The organism is Nocardioides jejuensis (genome assembly GCF_004337475.1).
Taxonomy (GTDB): Bacteria; Actinomycetota; Actinomycetes; order Propionibacteriales; family Nocardioidaceae; genus Nocardioides; species Nocardioides jejuensis.
This window is the reverse complement of the sequence record NZ_SJZJ01000037.1, coordinates 1-17,951: the sequence shown is the minus strand read 5'-3', so window position 1 is coordinate 17,951 and position 17,951 is coordinate 1. Positions and strand designations below refer to the sequence as shown.

General features: G+C 72.7%; 18 protein-coding genes. 6 read left to right on the top strand and 12 right to left on the bottom strand.

What is annotated here, in order from left to right; genetic code table 11:
• Positions 1-66: 66 nt before the first annotated feature.
• Positions 67-1,245, bottom strand: a complete 1,179-nt coding sequence (locus EPD65_RS15550) for a S53 family peptidase (protein WP_131585740.1) — start codon at positions 1,243-1,245, stop codon at positions 67-69.
• A gap of 142 nt (positions 1,246-1,387) precedes the next feature.
• On the bottom strand, positions 1,388-2,527 hold the full coding sequence (locus EPD65_RS15545; protein ID WP_131585738.1) for an FUSC family protein: 1,140 nt from the start codon (positions 2,525-2,527) through the stop codon (positions 1,388-1,390).
• A 107-nt stretch (positions 2,528-2,634) separates the two neighbouring features.
• On the opposite strand from EPD65_RS15545, the gene EPD65_RS15540 reads away from it, so the two are divergent.
• A complete protein-coding gene (locus EPD65_RS15540) occupies positions 2,635-4,053 on the top strand; it encodes a WS/DGAT/MGAT family O-acyltransferase (RefSeq protein ID WP_131585736.1) in 1,419 nt (472 codons plus the stop codon).
• Positions 4,054-4,275: 222 nt separating this feature from the next.
• On the opposite strand, the gene EPD65_RS15535 is transcribed toward EPD65_RS15540, so the two are convergent.
• On the bottom strand, positions 4,276-5,484 hold the full coding sequence (locus tag EPD65_RS15535; RefSeq protein ID WP_131585734.1) for a site-specific DNA-methyltransferase: 1,209 nt from the start codon (positions 5,482-5,484) through the stop codon (positions 4,276-4,278).
• 8 nt (positions 5,485-5,492) lie between these two features.
• Entirely contained in the window at positions 5,493-5,834 is a 342-nt protein-coding gene (locus EPD65_RS15530; RefSeq protein ID WP_131585733.1) for a hypothetical protein, read from the bottom strand.
• A gap of 96 nt (positions 5,835-5,930) precedes the next feature.
• Here EPD65_RS15530 and EPD65_RS15525 point away from each other — a divergent pair, with 96 nt between their 5' ends.
• Positions 5,931-6,296, top strand: coding sequence for a hypothetical protein (locus EPD65_RS15525; RefSeq protein ID WP_131585731.1), 366 nt, complete (start codon positions 5,931-5,933; stop codon positions 6,294-6,296).
• A gap of 16 nt (positions 6,297-6,312) precedes the next feature.
• Here the strand turns inward: EPD65_RS15525 and EPD65_RS15520 are convergent, their stop codons facing one another.
• Complete coding sequence (locus EPD65_RS15520) at positions 6,313-6,576, bottom strand: hypothetical protein (RefSeq protein WP_207891577.1); 264 nt, start codon at positions 6,574-6,576, stop codon at positions 6,313-6,315.
• A 176-nt stretch (positions 6,577-6,752) separates the two neighbouring features.
• Between EPD65_RS15520 and EPD65_RS16370 the strand changes: the two genes are divergently transcribed.
• The 4 genes from EPD65_RS16370 to rocD all read left to right on the top strand — a co-directional run bounded on the left by EPD65_RS16370 (position 6,753) and on the right by rocD (position 11,208).
• Entirely contained in the window at positions 6,753-7,814 is a 1,062-nt protein-coding gene (locus EPD65_RS16370) for a prolyl oligopeptidase family serine peptidase (protein ID WP_165873032.1), read from the top strand.
• A 44-nt stretch (positions 7,815-7,858) separates the two neighbouring features.
• Positions 7,859-9,049, top strand: a complete 1,191-nt coding sequence (locus EPD65_RS15505) for a class I SAM-dependent methyltransferase (RefSeq protein WP_131585725.1) — start codon at positions 7,859-7,861, stop codon at positions 9,047-9,049.
• A gap of 90 nt (positions 9,050-9,139) precedes the next feature.
• Complete coding sequence (gene ddaH / locus EPD65_RS15500) at positions 9,140-10,012, top strand: dimethylargininase (protein ID WP_131585723.1); 873 nt, start codon at positions 9,140-9,142, stop codon at positions 10,010-10,012.
• Positions 10,006-11,208, top strand: a complete 1,203-nt coding sequence (gene rocD / locus EPD65_RS15495) for an ornithine--oxo-acid transaminase (protein WP_243640632.1) — start codon at positions 10,006-10,008, stop codon at positions 11,206-11,208. Before ddaH ends, rocD begins: the two co-directional genes overlap by 7 nt.
• A 96-nt stretch (positions 11,209-11,304) precedes the next feature.
• Here the strand turns inward: rocD and tsaD are convergent, their stop codons facing one another.
• From tsaD to EPD65_RS15460, 7 genes are read right to left on the bottom strand one after another with little or no spacing between them, the layout of a single operon-like run.
• The gene (tsaD, locus tag EPD65_RS15490; protein ID WP_131585721.1) at positions 11,305-12,345 is read right to left on the bottom strand and encodes a tRNA (adenosine(37)-N6)-threonylcarbamoyltransferase complex transferase subunit TsaD; all 1,041 of its coding nucleotides are present in this window, start codon (positions 12,343-12,345) and stop codon (positions 11,305-11,307) included.
• Between the two features lie 13 nt (positions 12,346-12,358).
• On the bottom strand, positions 12,359-12,823 hold the full coding sequence (locus EPD65_RS15485) for a GNAT family N-acetyltransferase (protein ID WP_165873031.1): 465 nt from the start codon (positions 12,821-12,823) through the stop codon (positions 12,359-12,361).
• Complete coding sequence (gene tsaB / locus EPD65_RS15480) at positions 12,820-13,461, bottom strand: tRNA (adenosine(37)-N6)-threonylcarbamoyltransferase complex dimerization subunit type 1 TsaB (RefSeq protein ID WP_131585717.1); 642 nt, start codon at positions 13,459-13,461, stop codon at positions 12,820-12,822. The genes EPD65_RS15485 and tsaB overlap by 4 nt, the downstream gene beginning before the upstream one ends.
• A 25-nt stretch (positions 13,462-13,486) precedes the next feature.
• The gene (gene tsaE / locus EPD65_RS15475; protein ID WP_131585715.1) at positions 13,487-14,491 is read right to left on the bottom strand and encodes a tRNA (adenosine(37)-N6)-threonylcarbamoyltransferase complex ATPase subunit type 1 TsaE; all 1,005 of its coding nucleotides are present in this window, start codon (positions 14,489-14,491) and stop codon (positions 13,487-13,489) included.
• Entirely contained in the window at positions 14,488-15,636 is a 1,149-nt protein-coding gene (locus EPD65_RS15470; RefSeq protein ID WP_131585713.1) for an alpha/beta fold hydrolase, read from the bottom strand. Before EPD65_RS15470 ends, tsaE begins: the two co-directional genes overlap by 4 nt.
• A complete protein-coding gene (gene alr / locus EPD65_RS15465; RefSeq protein ID WP_131585742.1) occupies positions 15,633-16,778 on the bottom strand; it encodes an alanine racemase in 1,146 nt (381 codons plus the stop codon). The genes EPD65_RS15470 and alr overlap by 4 nt, the downstream gene beginning before the upstream one ends.
• Before the next feature lie 33 nt (positions 16,779-16,811).
• Complete coding sequence (locus EPD65_RS15460) at positions 16,812-17,876, bottom strand: NAD(P)H-hydrate dehydratase (protein ID WP_243640630.1); 1,065 nt, start codon at positions 17,874-17,876, stop codon at positions 16,812-16,814.
• Between the last annotated feature and the right edge of the window lie 75 nt (positions 17,877-17,951).

Sequence of the window (17,951 nt, the reverse complement as noted above, 5' to 3'; positions counted from 1 at the left end):
GCCCCGTCTCGCGTTGGCACGAGCCCCGTCTCGCGTTGGCACGGGGCCCGTCTCGGCGCGTAGGTGTCAGAAGGCGCCGGCGCCGTTCGGCGTACCGAGGCCGGTCGGGCCGTCCCAGCCCGCACCCGCCGTGCACCACTGCGGCGTCGGGCAGTTGCCGTTGCTGCCGCTGGTGACGTCGAACAGGTTCGCCGTGTGCGCGTACGGCACAGCGTTGGGGTAGCCGGCCAGCGAGTTCGAGCCCAGCGCGTAGACAGCAGCGATGATCGGCGCCGACTCGCTCGTGCCACCGACCTGCGCCCAGGTCGAGGCCGACCGGCTGGTCGGGTAGTAGACCGCCATGCCGCCGTGACCCGGGTCAGCCGCCGCGGAGACGTCGGACATCGCCCGCTTCGCGCACCCGGTCACCCCGGCGTCCTGGAAGGCCGGCTTCACGTTGTACGTCGAGCAGCCCGAGCCGGCGCCGCTCCAGGCCGACTCCTTCCAGCCGCGCGCGCTGGTGTCCTTGTCGAGCGAGGTGCCTCCGACTGCGGTCGTGTAGCTGGACGAGGCCGGGTAGGAGCCACCCTTGTAGCCGTTGTCTCCGGTCGACGCCGTGATCGCGATTCCGGGGTGGTTGTAGTAGCTCCCGTAGGTGCCGTCGGAGGCGTCGCCGCCGCCGTACGAGTTCGAGATCGCCACGACACCGGCCATCTTGGCGGCCTGGTTGACGGCCGCGCCGAGGTTCGCGAACGACGCCGACTTCGCCTGGACCACGACGATCTTGCAGTCGGGGCAGATCGCGGAGACCGCGTCGACGTCGAGCGCCTGCTCGCCGGCCCAGCCGACGTCCATGCGCGGCAGGCTGGTGCCGCCGTTCTGGTCGACCACCTTGAGGCAGCCGCTCGCCGAGGTGCACGCCGGCAGCCCGAAGTAGGAGCGGTACGTCGCGAGGTCGCGCTCGAGGTTCGTGTACCCGTAGGCGTCGACGATCGCGACGGTCTTCGCCCCCGAGCTCAGCCCGGTGAGCTTGTAGGCGTCGCGCAGCTGTGCCGGCGTGAGCGCCGAGGCAGCGGGCGTCGTCGACGCGGGCACCGCACCGGAGCTGTCGACCATGACCTTCGCGTGGCACTGCGCAGCGCCGCGCGCCGGCGTGCCGCAGACGGCGACCGCATGCCTGGCGCCGGCGGCATCGGCAGCCGGCGGCGCGAGCGAAACCGATCCCGCGACCAGCGCGATGACCACGGACGGAAGCAACTTCCTCATCGAGATGACTCCTGGGTGTGCGCCGGTCCCCTGGCGCGGCCTCCCGCCCCGGCGTTCCTCAACGGTGCACCGGCGACGTCCCCTCTGGCAATGGACAACCCGGACGGATTCCAGAACCGGGGTCCCTTCCTCCGGCACCCGGTCAGGCGTTGTCAGCCCGGTCCTCGCCGTCCAGCCAGGTCCGGCTGGGAAGCGGCAGCGCGTCGGTCGCCTCGAGCGGACTCATGCCGGTCAGCTCGAGCAGGTCCGCCGTGAGACCGCGCAGCATCGCCAGCACGACCTCCACGGACAGTGCGTGGGACCGCCCCAGCGCCGAGGTCCGATGGCCGACGGCGAGCAGCGCCTCCCGAGCCGGCGTCATGTCACTGCCGTCGCCCAGCGCCGAGGCGACCAGGTCGGCGGCGTCCGCGAGCTCGCGGCAGACCTCGGCGTACGCGGACGGGACGGGTGCGCGGTGGTACGCCGCAACCGCCGTACGCCGGACCAGCACCCGGGTGGTGCGAAGCGCCTTGTCGACTGGCTCCGCGAGGCTGACCATCTGCTTCATCCGGTCGCGGTGGCGGTGCTGCAGAGGCGAGACGGTGACAGCCACGGCCTCGTCGGCAAAGGCGCGGAGCTCGCGCACGAGACGGTCGGTGCCGCGCGCGTCGGCGAGCAGGGCGAGCGCGGGCTCGACCTCGCCGTGCACCATCACGTCCGCCGCAGCCCGCAGCAGTGCGGCGACCTTGCGGACCACGACAGCGGCCTGCTCGCCGGGCCGACGGAGCGGGGCCGCGGGCACGACCGCGGCTGCAAGCAGGGCAAAGGCACCCCCGACCAGTGCGTCGATCCAGCGGTCGATGGGCTGGCCCGTGCCGGTCTGCGAGGCGAGCGCCACGACGATGATCGACTGCACCGCCGACTGGGCGACGATCAGCTGGCCGCCGTCGAGCAGCAGCGCTGTCGTCATGGCAACGGCGACCACGACCCCGATCTGCCAGCCACCACTGCCGACCGCCAGCACGAACATGTCGCCGATGAAGACGCCGAGTGCGACGCCCACCGCGACCTCGGCGACCCGCCGGAGCCGCTGCCCGTAGGAGGTCCCGAGCGCCACGACCGCGGCGACGGGCGCGAAGAACGGCACGTGGTGGCCGAGCAGGTCGGCGGCGACGAACCAGGCCAGCGCGGCAGCCACGGCGCACTGGCCGACGTGCCACGCCTTCGACTGCAGCCGGCGGACCCGCGCCGCGGCGGAGGTCCGACCGCGCGTGCGGACCAGATCGAGTGGCGGCAGCTCCATGTCCGGATCCTCCCAGACCCGGTGCGGTGCCGCGCGGATGGCTAGGCTGCCCGCATCCGGCAGCGCCGCACCGCACGGCGTACGCCCGGAGGAGAAGAGGCAGCTCGATGGCGACCCCGCTCGACCCGCAGTCCCTGGCGTTCTTCCTGGCCGAGAGCCGGAACATGCCGATCCACGTCGGCGGCCTGTTGCTCTTCGAGAAGCCCGACGGCGCCGGCGACGACTACGCCCGCGAGGTGTACGAGGACCAGCTCCTCACCGACCGCCTCAAGCCGCTCTTCGCCAAGCGTCCACACCGGTCGATCGCGACCGGCGGCCAGTGGGTCTGGACCGAGGACGAGAACTTCGACATCGAGCACCACGTACGACACAGCGCGCTGCCGTCGCCGGGCCGGATCCGCGAGCTGCTCGACCTGACCTCGCGCCTCCACGGCCAGCGCATGGCCAGCGACCGGCCACTGTGGGAGACCCACCTCATCGAGGGTCTCGCGGACGGCCGGATCGCGATGTACACCAAGATCCACCACGCGCTCGTCGACGGCGTCTCGGCGATGCGGCTGCTGTCCAGCAGCTTCTCCCCCGACCCGGACGAACGCGGCATGGTGCCGCCGTTCGCCTGGCAGGAGAAGGCCCCGCGTGTGCCGCGCGACCGCAACCGGGTCGAGCAGGCGAAGGCGCTCGCCGAGATCCCACCGAGTGCCATCCGGTCGACGATGGCGGCGATTGCCGATGCGGCCGGGCTGCCCGGCGCGACCCTGAAGTCGCTGGGCAACTCGCTGGCGCTCCCGAAGGCCGGTCCCGTCTCCTTCGCCGCGCCCAAGACGATCCTCAACCAGCGCATCACGGGAGCCCGCCGCTTCGCGGCGGACGACTGGTCCTTCGAGCGCCTCAAGCGCGTCGGTGCCGCCACCGGCACCACGATGAACGACGTGCTGCTGGCGATGAACGGCGGCGCGCTGCGGACCTACCTGAGTGACCTCAACGCGCTCCCCGACAGCTCGCTGGTCTCGATGGTCCCGGTCGGCCTCAACGCCAAGCAGGCCGGCGTCGCCTCGACCTCGGGCGGCAACGCGGTCGGCACCCTCATGGTCCGTCTCGGCACCGAGCTCGCCGATCCGGCCGATCGCCTCCAGTCGATCCACGCCTCGATGGCGGCCGGCAAGGAGATGATGGCGACGATGACCAAGAGCCAGATCATGGCGATGGCCGGGCTCGGCATGGCCCCGTCGATGCTGACGCCCCTGCTGCGGCTCAACAACGTGGTCAACCCGCCGTTCAACATCACCATCTCCAACGTGCCCGGCCCGAAGGTGCCGATGTACTACAACGGCGCCAAGCTCGTCGGCATGTACCCCGCCTCCGTGCCCATGCACGGTCAGGCGCTCAACGTGACCGCGGTGTCCTACAACGGGCAGGTCGGCCTCGGCCTGACCGGCTGCCGGCGCACCGTGCCGCACCTGCAGCGCCTCCTGGTGCACCTCGAGGACGCGCTTGTGGACCTGGAGGTCGCCGCCGGCCTGCGGTGAGCTTTCAAGGCAGGCGAAGCCGGTCAACGCAGCACGGGTGTGCGACCAAGGCCGCCATCTTTGAGAGTGCCGTCTGACGCGAACTCGGCACACCTGTGCTGAGCTCACAGGAGACGGTCTTCCAAAAAGTCAGGCCCGTTGGCGGCACACCTGTGCTGACTTCACGGAAAGCACGCTCCCCAAAACCAGGCCCGTTGGCGGCACGCCTGTGCTGGTGTGCCCTCAGCGCAGGCGGTACGCCGACAGGGCAACGCCGTGGGCCGCCGCCGCAGCGCGCAGCCGCGCCTCGGTGATCTCGCTGACCCGCTCGAAGCCCGCGGCCCGCGCCGGCGAGACGGCCCGCGTCTCCTCCGGAGCATTGACGCTGATCGACAGCCGCGTGCCGCCGTCGGCCGCGTCGGCCAGCAGCGCCGCGTGCCCCGTCGTACCGGAGCCGGCGAAGAAGTCGAGCACGACCGCGTCATCGGGATAGGTCTCGAGCACGCGCCGGAGCAGGCCCGTCGGCTTGGGCGACTCGAAGACCTTGCCGACGAGCGCCTTCACCTCGGCGACCGCGGTGTCGGTCGAGCCGACCTCCTCGTGGGTCCAGATGGTGCGGAGCTTCTTGCGGCGGTCGGGGTGGAGCCAGTCGCGCTGGAAGACGTCGACCCGCTCCCCCAGCCGGCCGCGGATCGTGCGACAGACGAGGTCCTCGGGGCGCTCGGAGGCCAGCGCGGTCGACCAGCGCCAGACCGCGGGGGCACCATCGCCGAAGACCGGCCAGATCTCCTGCCCACCGTCGAACGCTGCGGTCGACACCCGACCGGTCACGGGGTCGCCGTACAGCGGGTAGGCGAGGGTCCGGCAGGTCTCCGGGTTGGACTTCTTGTTGGTGTTGCGCAGCGGGAGGTGGCGGAAGCGGCGGCCGTCGTCGTGCACCTGCGGGAAGTCGGCCTCGGTCACCTCGTGGGTGCTCGTCGGGTCGAGGGCGCAGTCGGCGAGCGAACGCGCGTAGACCAGCAGGTACTCGTGATTGGTCGCGAAGAACGGCCCGAGCTGGCGGCCCTTCGGGTTGAGGTTGACGACCACCTGCGCGATGAAGTTGCGCTCGCCGAAGACCTCGTCGAGGAGGAGCCGGAGGTGGGCGACCTCGTTGTCGTCGATGCTGACGAAGATCGCGCCGGTCAGTGCCATCAGGTCGCGCGCAGCCTCCAGGCGCGGCCGCAGCATCGCCGTCCAGGCGTCGTGCCGACCACGGCCGTAGCCCTGCTTGTCGGCGTACGCGAAGCCGTTGCCGGTGTTGTACGGCGGATCGATGTAGACGAGGTCGACCGGGCGCCCCTCGAGCTCGGGGAGCTTCGGCAGGAGCGGGAGAACGTCGAGGTTGTCCCCCTCGACGAAGACCGTGCGCGCTCCGACGGGGTTCCCCGCATCGGGACGCAGCTCGGCCATGGTCCGGATCAGGCCCGGGTCGCGGCGATGCGCTTGCCCAGATCGGCGTGCGCGAGCAGCACCTCGTACGGCAGGTTCGACGCGGGGTACGTCGCGATCGGCTGGTCGCCGGTGAAGACGACGTAGGTCGTGGCGCCGTTGGGGGCGACCTTGAGGATCGAGCCGTCGCGGACCGTCGCCGCCCGCTTGAGCGCCTTGCGGCGGGCCGTCACCGAGCGGGCACGCCGGGCTGCGGCGGCGCCGGCCTGCTTGCCGCCGTTGTCCCAGGCGATCTTGACCTGGGGGCCGTACTTCACGGCGACCTTCGCGCCGGTGCCGAGCACCTTCGCGGTCGTGGCGGCCTTGCCCATGTGCGCTCCTCCGTGCTGTCACGTGTCCCGAGGCGGTCGTGTGAGGTCGCCCTCGAAGCGGACTCTCCGACCACTCCCGACGATATCGTCCGAGCCATGAACGCGCTCCGCATGCCGAAGGTTCCGACGCTGCCGAAGGCCGCCCTGCCGGGCCCGATCTCCGCGGCGCTCCCGTCACCGACGACCGTGCGCCTCGCGGCGAAGGTGACCGTCGCCGCAGTCCCGCCCGTCATCAAGCACGGCGACCTGCGTGCGGTGAAGCACCTGCCGTTCGTCCTGACCCACCTCGACGACGCCGCGGTCGTGGCCGGCGCGATCTCCGACCCGGTCGGCAGCGCGGTCAAGGCGCCGGGCGCTGCGGCCCGCCTCGGCGTACGCGGTGCGGTCGGTGGCGCGAAGCTCGGCATGAAGGGCGGCAACGCCGTTCTCCGTACGCCGGGTCGCGTCCTGCGCCGCCGCTGACTCCTGCTGCCGGCCGCTACTGCTGACCGGCGAGCGGGTCGGCAGGCAGGTCCTCCGGCTTCACCTGCTCCGGCGAGAGCCACTGCAGGCCGTTGCCCATGAAGGTGTGGACGTAGCCGCACCGTCGGCAGATCGCGCCGTCGGCTGACTTGTTGGCCCAGTCGAGGTCGAGGAACGACATGCCGGTCGTGTTCATCTTGATCTCGCGCTGCAGGAAGAGGTTGCCCTCGCAGACATGGCAGGCCAGGAACCGCTTCAGCGGCATCACGTAGACGTGCATGGGCGTCAGCGTGCCATGCGTCGCACGGCCGCTGTGCCGTTGCCGTGCGGAAACTGCCCGACCGGCCTAGAGACAACGCCTCTCCAGAGGGCTAGCCTCGACACGTCGACGTCTGGGGAGGGGTCGGCGACGGTCTCCGGGGAGGGAGATCGTGCGTCCTTGGGAGGGGACCTGTCATGAGCATGCGCATCCGCAGCGGAGCCATCGGCTCCGTCATCGCCGCCCTCGTCTCGGCGGCCATCCTGTTGCTGGCGGCCACGGTGGCGTCGCTGTCGACAGCCAACGCCGACACGATCGGCACGGACCCGTCGTCCACCGCAACCGCGACCGCAACCGCGACCGCGACCGCGACCGATCCGGTCACGCCGACCGACACGGTCACTCCGACGCCCACCGACACCGCGACGGCCACGCCGACGCCCACCGACACGGTGAGCCCGACGCCAACCGACTCCGCCAGCCCGACCGAGACACCGACCCCGACGCCCACACCGACGCCGGTCCCGCCGGGCTGGCAGACGCAGTCGTTCGCCCTCGCGGACGGGCGCACGTACTTCGCCCGCGTGCCGGTCTGCGCCCCGGTCGACAGCACCGAGTGCGCGGCGTACCTCGGCAAGAAGCGGCAGGTGCTGCTCTTTGCCCACGGCTACAACGGGGTGGAGGACGCCACGACGGCGCAGCAGTTCCTGGACATGTTCGGCGCCACCCGCAAGACCCAGAACGACACGATCTTCGTGTATGGCGTCAGCAAGGACGGGCTCCGCGCCTGGAACGCCGACCTGTGCTGCACCTTCGAGAGCTCCGCGGGCGTCGACGATGTCACCTACCTCGTGAACGTCTCCCGCGACGTCGCCACCCGCACGGCCATCAACGCCGCACGCGTCGGCGTCTTCGGCTGGTCGAACGGCGGCATGCTCGCGCTCAAGGCCGACTGCGCCCGGCCGGACGTCTTCGACTTCGGCACGTCCTGGGCCGGGACCTGGGTCGGGCCCTGCGGCAAGTCCGGCGTCCACGTCATGCAGATGCACGGCTCGGCCGACACCACGGTGCCCGTCACCGGTGGCCGGACCTACGTCGCCGACCACTGGATCGACGTACCGCCGGCGGCGAACCTCGGCGCCCAGTTGGCCAAGGGCAACAACTTCCCGCTCACCGTCTACAGCGGCCAGACCCACCAGCCGAACGCCACGATGATCGCGCTCCAGCTCACCTGGGCGTTCGCCAACCTCAAGGGGTGACCGCAGGCAGCCGCGGGGAGGCGCCGGTGTCCTAGGCTCCGCGCGTGGACCTCGACGCCTTCCGCTGGTTGCTCACCGACGCCGGTCAGCAGCTGCTCGACCGCGCCGCCCACGCGTACGCCGACACGGCAGGCGACCCGGTCGCCGCGGCCTCCGCGGTCCGCAAGCTCGAGCCGGACGCCGCGCGCGCGACGGCGGCGCTGTCGCAGGTCCAGCTCCGCGTGCGGGCCGTGGCCAAGTTCGGCGACGACGCCCTGCGGATGTACTTCGTCGGCGATGCACTCGAGCAGGCGACCCGCCCGCGGATCGCTGCGCACCGGGCGGCACGACTGGCGGCGTTCGCCCCCGCGAGCGTCGTCGACCTGGGCTGCGGCATCGGCGGCGACCTGGCGGCGTTCGCCCGGGCGGGGCTGACGGCCGCAGGGGTGGACCTGGACCCGCTCCGTGTGGAGATCGCCCGCGCCAACCTGGCCGCGCTGGGGCTCGCCGGCGCCGTCGAGGTGGCCGACTCAACGCAGCTGGACCTCGACGGGTTCGGTGCGTGCTTCGCGGATCCCGCGCGGCGCACGAGCTCCGGCAGGGTCTTCGACGTCAACGGCTGGACGCCGTCGTGGGACTTCGTGCTCGGCTTGTTCGAGCGGAGCTCCGTCGTCAAGGTCGCGCCGGGCATCCCCCACGATCTCGTGCCCGAGGGCGTCGAGGCCGAGTGGGTCAGCGAGGCCGGCGACCTGAAGGAGGCCGCCCTCTGGTCCCCGAACCTGGCAACCGCCCGCCGCCGCGCCACCGTGATCCCGGCCAGCGGGGGCCTGGCGACCCTGACCGAGGAGGACGACCCGTACGACGGAGTCGACGAGCGGCCCGTGCGGGCGATGGGTGCCTACCTCTACGAGCCGGACGACGCCGTGATCCGCTCCGGCCTGGTCACCGCGGTCGCGGCCGGTGTCGACGGCGGGCTGGTCGACGAGAAGATCGCCTGGGTCACCTCGGACCTGGCCTTCCGGTCCCCCTTCGCGCGCTCGTACCGCGTCGTCGAGGAGCTGCCGTACCGCGAGAAGCAGCTCAAGGCCGCCCTGCGCGAACGCGGCATCGGCCGTCTGGCGATCAAGCCGCGCGGCGTGCAGGTCGTGCCCGAGCAGCTCCGCAAGCGGCTCGCCCTGAGCGGCGGCAACGAGGGCACCCTGGTGATGACCCGTGTGGCCGGGGCCGGGGCGGCGTACCTCGTCGAGCCGCTCTGACCGCGAGACCCGGGTTTTGCCGCGTCGAGACCCGGGTTTCGGTGCGCCGAGACCCGGGTCTTGGCGCGGCCGGAGGAGTAGCGTCGTCGCATGGTGGAGATGGCTATCCCGGACACACCACGGAGCAGCACGCACGGTGAGGAGATCCGCACCGCACGCACCCGCCGCTACCTGATGTGTCGTCCCGAGCACTTCGCGGTGACCTACGAGATCAACCCGTGGATGGACGCCTCGCGCCCCGTCGACACGGGCCTCGCCATCGCCCAGTGGGAGCACCTGCGCCGCACACACCTCGACCTCGGTCACACGGTCGACCTGCTCGATCCGCTGCCCGGCCTGCCGGACATGGTCTTCGCCGCCAACGGCGCCCTGGTCATCGACGGCCACGCGCTCGGCGTACGTTTCCGGCACGCGGAGCGGGCCCCCGAGGCCGGGCCGTACGCCGCGTGGTTACGCGCGCAGGGCATCGAGGTGACCGACGCGGTCGCGGTCAACGAGGGCGAGGGCGACTTCCTCGTGGTCGGGGACCTGCTGCTGGCCGGCACGGGCTTCCGCAGCGACCGCGCCGCACACGCGGAGGCGCAGGAGCTCTTCGGCGTACCGGTGGTGTCGCTGTCGCTCGTGGACCCGCGCTTTTACCACCTCGACACCGCGCTCGCCGTGCTCGACGACCGGACCGTCGCGTGGTGGCCGCCGGCATTCAGCCCGGGGAGCCGGGGCGCGCTGCGGCGGCTCTTCCCCGACGGGATCGAGGCAACGGAGGCGGACGCGCTCGCGTTCGGGCTCAACGCGGTCTCCGACGGCCGCCACGTGGTCGTCGCTGCCGCCGCCCACGACCTGATCTCCGCGCTCTCCGCCCGGGGCTTCGTCCCCGTGCCGGTCGACCTCTCCGAGCTGCTCCGGGGCGGTGGCGGGGCGAAGTGCTGCACGCTCGAGCTGCGGCCCGAGGCGGTGGGATCGTGACGTCCTCGGCGGAGCACCGCGCGCTCGCCGAGGCCCGCGCCGCGCACAACTACGCCCCGCTCGGGGTGGTCGCGGCGCACGCCGAAGGAGCCTGGGTCACCGATGTCGAGGGACGTCGCTACCTCGACTGCCTCGCGGCGTACTCCGCGCTCAACTTCGGCCACGGCCATCCCCGGATCCTGGCCGCCGCCGAGGCCCAGCTCGACCGGCTCACGCTCGTCTCCCGCGCCTTCGGGCACGACCGGTTCGGGCCGTTCTGCGCTGCTCTCGGCGACCTGGTCGCCACCGAGATGGTGCTCCCGATGAACACCGGCGCGGAGGCCGTCGAGACGGGCCTCAAGCTCGCCCGGCTCTGGGGCACGACGGTCAAGGGTGTGCCCTGCGAGGAGTCGCTGATCGTCGTCGCGTCGGGCAACTTCCACGGCCGGACCACGACGATCATCAGCTTCTCCGACGACCCGGTCGCCCATGACGGCTTCGGCCCGTGGACGCCCGGCTTCCGCACCGTCCCGTACGCCGACGCGGCAGCGCTGACTGCGGCGCTCGAGGACCCGCGCGTGGTCGCAGTGCTGCTGGAACCGGTGCAGGGCGAGGCGGGCGTGATCGTGCCACCGCCGTCCTACCTGCCGGCAGTCCGGGCTGCATGCTCAGCCGCGGGGGTGCTGCTCATCGCCGACGAGGTGCAGAGCGGCCTGGCGCGCACCGGCCGGACGCTGGCCTGCGAGCACTGGGGCGTGCGACCGGACGTGGTGCTGCTGGGGAAGGCACTGGGAGGCGGCATCCTCCCGGTCTCGGCCGTCTGTGCGGATGCCTCCGTGCTCAGCGTGTTCCAGCCGGGCCAGCACGGGTCGACGTTCGGCGGCAACCCGCTGGCCTGCGCCGTCGGCTCCGAGGTCGTCGCGATGCTCTCGGACGGCACCTGGCAGGCGCGGGCGTCCTCACTCGGGGCCCACCTGCGCAAGCGGCTGGACGAGCTGGTCGGGCAGGGTGTCACCGGGGTACGAAGCCTGGGCCTGTGGGCGGGCGTCGACGTCGCACCCGAGGTGGGCACGGGGCGCGAGGTCTGCGAGCGGCTGCTCGCCCGCGGCGTACTCGCCAAGGACACGCACGGCCACACGCTGCGGCTGGCTCCCCCGCTGGTCGTCACGCCGGACGAGATCGACCTCGCCGTCGACGCCCTCGCCGCCTCCCTCTGACGCCTGCGCCGAGACGAGGCCCGTGCACCCTCGAGACGGGCCTCGTGCGCGCGCACGGGCCCCGTCTCAGCGGTGCACGGGCCCCGTCTCAGCGTGTCAGGCGACGACGGTGGTGACCGGAAGGGACGAATCGGCAGGCAGGTCGAGCGCCGAGGGCGTCCGGCCGCGGGCGACGAGCTCGGAACCGAGCGCGGCGACCATCGCGCCGTTGTCCGTGCACAGGCCCGGTCGCGGGACCCGGATCGTGATGCCGCGCTCCTCCGCGCGGGACTGCGCGAGGGCGCGGAGCCGGGAGTTCGCCGCGACACCGCCGCCGATCATGATCGTGTCGATGTTGTTGCTGATCGCGGCGTCCATGGCCTTGCGGGTCAGCACGTCGCAGACCGCCTCCTGGAACGACGCCGCGACGTCGGCGACGGGCACCGGCTCGCCGCTCGCCTCGCGGGCCTCGATCCAGCGGGCGACCGCGGTCTTGAGGCCGGAGAACGAGAAGTCGAAGCGGTGCCGCTCGAGGTCCTTGCGGTTCGACAGGCCACGCGGGAAGTCGATGGTGATCTGACCGTCGCGCGCCGCGCGGTCGATGTGCGGGCCACCGGGGAACGGCAGGCCGAGCACGCGTGCGACCTTGTCGAACGCCTCGCCCGCGGCGTCGTCGATCGTGGCGCCGAGCGGCGTCACGCCAAGCGTGATGTCGTCGACGAGCAGCAGCGACGAGTGCCCGCCGGAGACCAGCATGGCCAGGCACCGGTCCGGCAGTGCACCGTGCTCGAGCTGGTCGACGGCCACGTGCGAGGCGAGGTGGTTGACGCCGTACAGGGGCTTGTCGAGGGCAAGCGCGAGTGACTTCGCGGCGGCGACGCCGACGAGCAGCGCACCCGCAAGGCCCGGGCCTGAGGTCACCGCGATCGCGTCGACGTCGCGCAGGGCGATGCCGGCCGTGTCGCAGGCCCGCTGGATCGTCGGCACCATCGCCTCGAGGTGCGCCCGCGACGCAACCTCGGGCACGACGCCGCCGAACCGCGCGTGCTCCTCCACCGAGCTGGCCACCGCGTCGGCTAGGAGGGTGTGTCCCCGCACGATGCCGACACCGGTCTCGTCGCAGGAGGTCTCGATGCCGAGGACGAGGGGCTCGTTCATGGCCGCCATTGTGTCAGTCACCGGCTGCTGTGCCGGTCGCGAGGCCGAGCTCGAGGACGAGCGCGTCCACGCTCTGCCGGTAGTATTTCGGGCGTCGGTCGATCTCCACGAATCCCTCACGGGCGTAGAACGCCCGCGCCGCCGCGTTGTCCTCGGCCACCTCGAGGAGCACGCGCTCCGCGCCCTCCTCCCGTACGCCGTCGAACGCCGCCGCGAGCAGGCGCGAGGCGAGCCCCGCTCGTTGTTCGGTCACGGCGACACCGATCCGTTGCAGGTCGCTGACGTCGCCGACGGTCCGCATGATCACGTACCCCGCGATCCCGGGGAGAGGGCCTGCATCGCCAGCCACCCAGCCCCTGCGCCCGTAGCCGGTCAGCTCGTCGGCGACCTGCACGGCCGACCAGCCCTCGCCCGGGAAGAGCACCTGCTCGAGGTCGGCGATCGCCGCAGCGTCGTCGACGGTCGCGGGACGGATCACGCGCCCGGCTTCGACGCCGGCGCAGCGGCCACCGCGTCGGGACGACGCAGGTAGAGCGGCTCCGGGTCGAGCACCTCGACCGTGCCGGAGAGGACCAGCCGAGCCAGCCATCCGGCGCTCGGCTGGGTGGGCCCCACCGCGTGCGGAAACGCGTCCGGGTACAGCACCGGTCCCTCCCCCGCGGCAGGGCTCGGGGTCGCTGCCGCGGCAGGACGCACGACTTCCGGCCCGGAGACGCGCGCACCGGTCTCGTCGTACGCCGCGAGGTAGACCTCCTTGCGGCGCGCGTCGGTCGCGACCACGAACTCGCCGACGACCGCGCCGGAGGCGATCGCCTCGGCCGCGAGGACGTCGAGGGTGCACACCCCGTGGACCGGTACGCCGAGGGCGAGGCCGAGCGTGCGGGCCGTGACCAGCCCGACGCGCAGGCCCGTGAACGGGCCGGGACCGACGCCGACGGCGATGCCGGTGACCTCGGCCATCGTCACTCCCGCGTCCGCGAGGACGGCGGCGATGAGCGGCGCCAGGTGCTCGCCGTGCTTCATCGGGGCGCCCGACACCGCCTCCGCACGGACGGTGGAGCCGTCGTGGACGGCGACCGAGACAAGAGCCGTGGCGGTGTCGAAGGCGAGGAGCACAGGCACAGGCTAACGAGCGCGCAGGTCAGCCGGACGCGCCGGGCGACCCGGCGGGCAACCCGCCGGTCAGCCCTCCCGGCAGGGCGACCCCCAACCACCGCGTGCCCACCGGGACGAACTCGACGGTCCGCGGATCGTCCGCGTCCTCATCGGTCCCCCCACCATCGGCACCCAGGGCATCCGCACCCAGCGTCCGCGTGATCCGCACGTGGAGCCGGTCGTCGGCGAGCGCTTCGGCCACACCGGCACCCCACTCGACCACGGTGACGGCTTCGTCGAGCGAGGTGTCGAGGTCCAGGTCGTCGAGCTCGTCGAGCCCGCCGAGCCGGTAGGCGTCGACGTGCACCAGCGCGGGCCCGTCGACGAGCGAGGGGTGCACGCGCGCGATCACGAACGTCGGCGACGTGATGCCGCCACGGACGCCGAGGCCCTCACCGAGCCCCTGCGTGAACGTCGTCTTGCCGGCCCCCAGCTCGCCCGAGAGCACCAGCAGGTCACCGGCACGCAGCACCGTCGCGAGCGATCCTGCGAGCGCGCGCATCGCGTCGGCGTCGGCGGCCGGGGCGGAGGTGGGCAGGGCTCGCACCATCTCGACGTACGGCGCCTGGCGGCCGACCTCGGCGAAGTGGTTGCTGGCCCAGAAGCCGATGTTCGACTCGAGCTCCTGGCGGGCCAGGACGGTCAGGCCGGCCAGCCCCAGCTCGCGTGCCACCTCAACCGCCGCGCCGATCAGGACGTGGGCGACGCCGTGGTGCCGCGCACCCGGCACGACGCCGAAGCGGCGCAGCGCCATCAAGTCGCCGTGCTCCGTCGTCACCGGGTCGAGGAGCAGGCCACCCACGACCTCGCCGTCGACGTACGCCAGGAGGCCACCGGGGCCCTGTGCGAGCGCAGCAGCCAGCGACTCGACCGTCTCGGCGAGCGCATCGGCGGGCGGGTCCAGCGGCTGCCGTCCCTCGAACGCGGCACGGACGACGGCGTACAGGTCGGGAGCGGCCTCCGGGCCGATCCGACGGGTCTCGACGCTCACGCGATGCCGCCCGGTTCGTCGGCGACTGCGGCCTCGGTGAGGAGGCTCGGCCAGGTCGAGTGGTCGAGTGCGCCGGCGATCAGCTGGTCGAGAGCGGTGTTGACCTGCTCGTGCTTCTCGAAGACGACCATGTGACCGGCCCCGGGGCACTCGGTGAGCACCGAGCCGGCGATCGCCTTCTGCATCTTGCGGCTGTGGCCGATCGAGGTCAGCTTGTCGTCCGTGCCGCCGATGATGGCCGTCGGCACCCGCTCCAGCGCGCTCAGCGCCGCGAACTTGTCCAGCGCCTCGAACGACGGGAAGAACTCCGACAGCACCTCGAACGGCGTTGCCGAGATCATCGAGTCGACGAACTCGACGTACGACGCGGGCACCTCGCCGCCGAAGGCGAACATGTCGGTGACCACGAGCGCGACCGACGACGACAGGCGCCGCATGTGCTCGATCACCCGGGAGCCGCGGGCGAGCCCGGCCATCACGCGCGTCGCCAGATCGGCGCCGAAGCCTTCGGGGATCACCGGCACGATCATGTGCAGCGGGCTGAGACCGCCCGCGGTCGTGGCGACGAGGCCCACGCCGACGACGCGGGTGCCGAAGAGCTCGGGGTGGGCCTCGGCGAGGGCGACGATCGTCATGCCGCCCATCGAGTGGCCCACGAGGACCACCGGACCGTCCGGAGCAACTGCATCGAGGACCGTCAGCAGGTCGTCGGCGCACTGCTCGATGGTGGAGTTCTCGCGCGAGGAGCGGCCGGACTGGCCGTGCGAGCGCAGGTCGAAGTAGACCGACCGGACCTGGTCGCGGTAGCCGGCCCGCTGGAAGTGCCAGGTGTCGAGGTTGAGCGTGAACCCGTGGACGAAGACCACCGTCAGGTCCTCGATGCGGGGCTCGGTGCCCCGCGCGCGCCCGCGGTGGCGCGGCCGCTTGCTGCTCGTCTCGGGCAGCTCGTCGATCTCGACGTGCAGCGCGACGCCGTCGGAGGCCAGCACCGTGATCGGCTCGGAGCGGAGAGACCCGAGACGCGCCACGTCTCCCACGCCGCGGGCGGCGATGACGTGGCGGTGGCGCGCGACGCCGACCGCCGTGCCTGCTGCAGCAACGCCGGCGGCTCCGGCCGCTGCCCAGGCCCGGGTCTTCCAGTTCATGCGTTCACCTCGGGCGCGCTGTCGACGACGGTCCGGGCGAACCGGCCGCCGATGCGCGTGACGATCTCGTAGTTGATGGTCCCGCAGGCCTCTGCCCACTCGGTGGCGGTGGGCTCCCCGTCGGTGCCGGGTCCGAAGAGGACCGCCACGTCGCCGGCACGGGCCGTCGCATCGGGGCCGAGGTCGATGACGACCTGGTCCATGCAGACCCGCCCGCGGAGCGGATGACGTACGCCGGCCACCGCGACCTCCAGCACGTCCGAGCCGTGGCGCGGGATGCCGTCGGCGTACCCGGCGGGGACCAGGCCGACCGTCGTGGGCGCATCGGCGGTCCACAGGTGGCCGTAGGAGACGCCGGCTCCGGCGTCGATCCGCTTCACCATCGCCAGGTGGGCCCGCGCGGTCATCGCCGGCACCAGCCCGAGCTCGGGCGGGGTGACGCCCGGCGCCGGGTCCAGGCCGTACGCCGCGATGCCGCACCGCACGAGGTCGAAACGCATCGACGGGCGCAGGACAGCGGCCGCACTGTTGGCCAGGTGCCGCACCTCGGGCCGCAGACCGGCCGCCTCGGCGACCGCCAGCGCGTCCAGGAACGCCTTCTCCTGCAGGTCGTTGGCCGGGTGGCCCGGGTCGTCGGAGGCGACGAGGTGGGACCAGATGCCGGTCACGCGGAGCTCGCCGGCGACCTCGGCGTCGCGCGCGGCAGCCACGAGGCCGGGCCAGTCGGCCGCCGTCGCGCCACCGCGCGAGAGACCGGTGTCGATCTTGAGCTGGACCCGCGCGGGAACGCCGGCCGCGCGAGCTGCGGCGCGGATCGCGTCGAGCTCCGCGACGGAGTACGCCGTGACGTCGACGTCCGCGAAGACCAGCGGCGTGAAGTCCTGACCCGGTACGCCGAGCCAGCACAGCAGGCGCCCGGTGTAGCCGTGGGCGCGGAGGGTCATCGCCTCCTCGTGGGTCGCGACCCCCAGCCAGTCCGAACCGGCGTCGAGCGCGGCGCGCGCCGCGTCGAGCATGCCGTGTCCGTAGCCGTCACCCTTGACCACGGTCATCATCTGCACGTCCGGGCCGACCCACTCCCTGAGCCGGCGGACGTTGTGCCGGATCGCCGCGACGTCGACGACGATCTCGGCGTTGGGCATGTTCACGGGAGCGATTCTGTCAGCACGACCGGGTCATCCGGCAGCGAGGACACGGCGGACCGTCTCGGGAAGTGCGCCCGCGACCCCGCCTGCGGTCAGCGGACCGCCGTCGGACGCGAGGGTGGCAGCGACACCGTGCAGCCAGCAGGCCGCCGACGCAGCGTCGAACGGCGCGAGCCCTCCGGCGAGCAGCGATCCGGTCAGTCCCGCGAGGACGTCACCTGCTCCCGCGGTCGCCAGCCAGGGCACGCCGGTCGTGTTGACCCGCACCCGGCCGGCCGGCTCGGCGATGAGCGTCCGCCGCCCCTTGAGCACGACGACGGCGTCGAAGCGGTCCGCAGCCCGCCGTACGGCGGCGAGCTGGTCGGCCTCGATCTCCTCGCGCGTGACGCCGAGCAGCTGCGCGAGCTCACCGGCGTGCGGCGTCAGCACGGCCGGGACGGGGAGCGGTCGATCGACCACGGCCAGCGCGTCGGCGTCGACGACCACGGGGACCCGCCCGGACACCGCGTCGGCCAGGGCGTCCGCGGACCGCGCACCCCCGCCGGAGCCGACGACCCACGCCTGCACGCGGCCCTCGCCGGCGACGACCTCCGGGTGTGCGGCGAGCACGGCCCGGGCCGTGCCCGGATCGTCGTCGACCGCCCGGAAGCGGACCATCCCGGCAAGGCCGCTGGCTGCTCCCGCGACGCAGAGCTGCCCCGCTCCCGGGTACGCCGCCGACCCGGCCCGTACGCCGACGACGCCGCGCGTGTACTTGTGGGCGAACTGATCCGGCACCGGTAGCAGCGCCGCGACGTCCACGGCCTGCAGGGACTCGACCGCAGCGGGCGGGAGCTCCAGCCCGATGTCGACGAGGTGCACCGTGCCGCATGCGGCGGCCGCCGGGTCGACCAGGTGAGCCACCTTGTGCGAGCCGAAGGTCACCGTGATGTCGGCCTGCACGTGGGGCGCGGTGATCCGGCCCGTGTCGGCATCGAGCCCGCTCGGCACGTCGACGGACACGACGAGCGCATCGCGGCTGACCGCCTCGAGGGCCGCGATCGCCTCCGGGCGCAGGCCGACCCGCCCGCCGATGCCGACAATGCCGTCGATCACGACGTCGGTCAGGGGGCCCTTCCGGTCTGCTGTGTTTATGAGGTCATCAGGTGACCTCATAAACACAGCAGACCG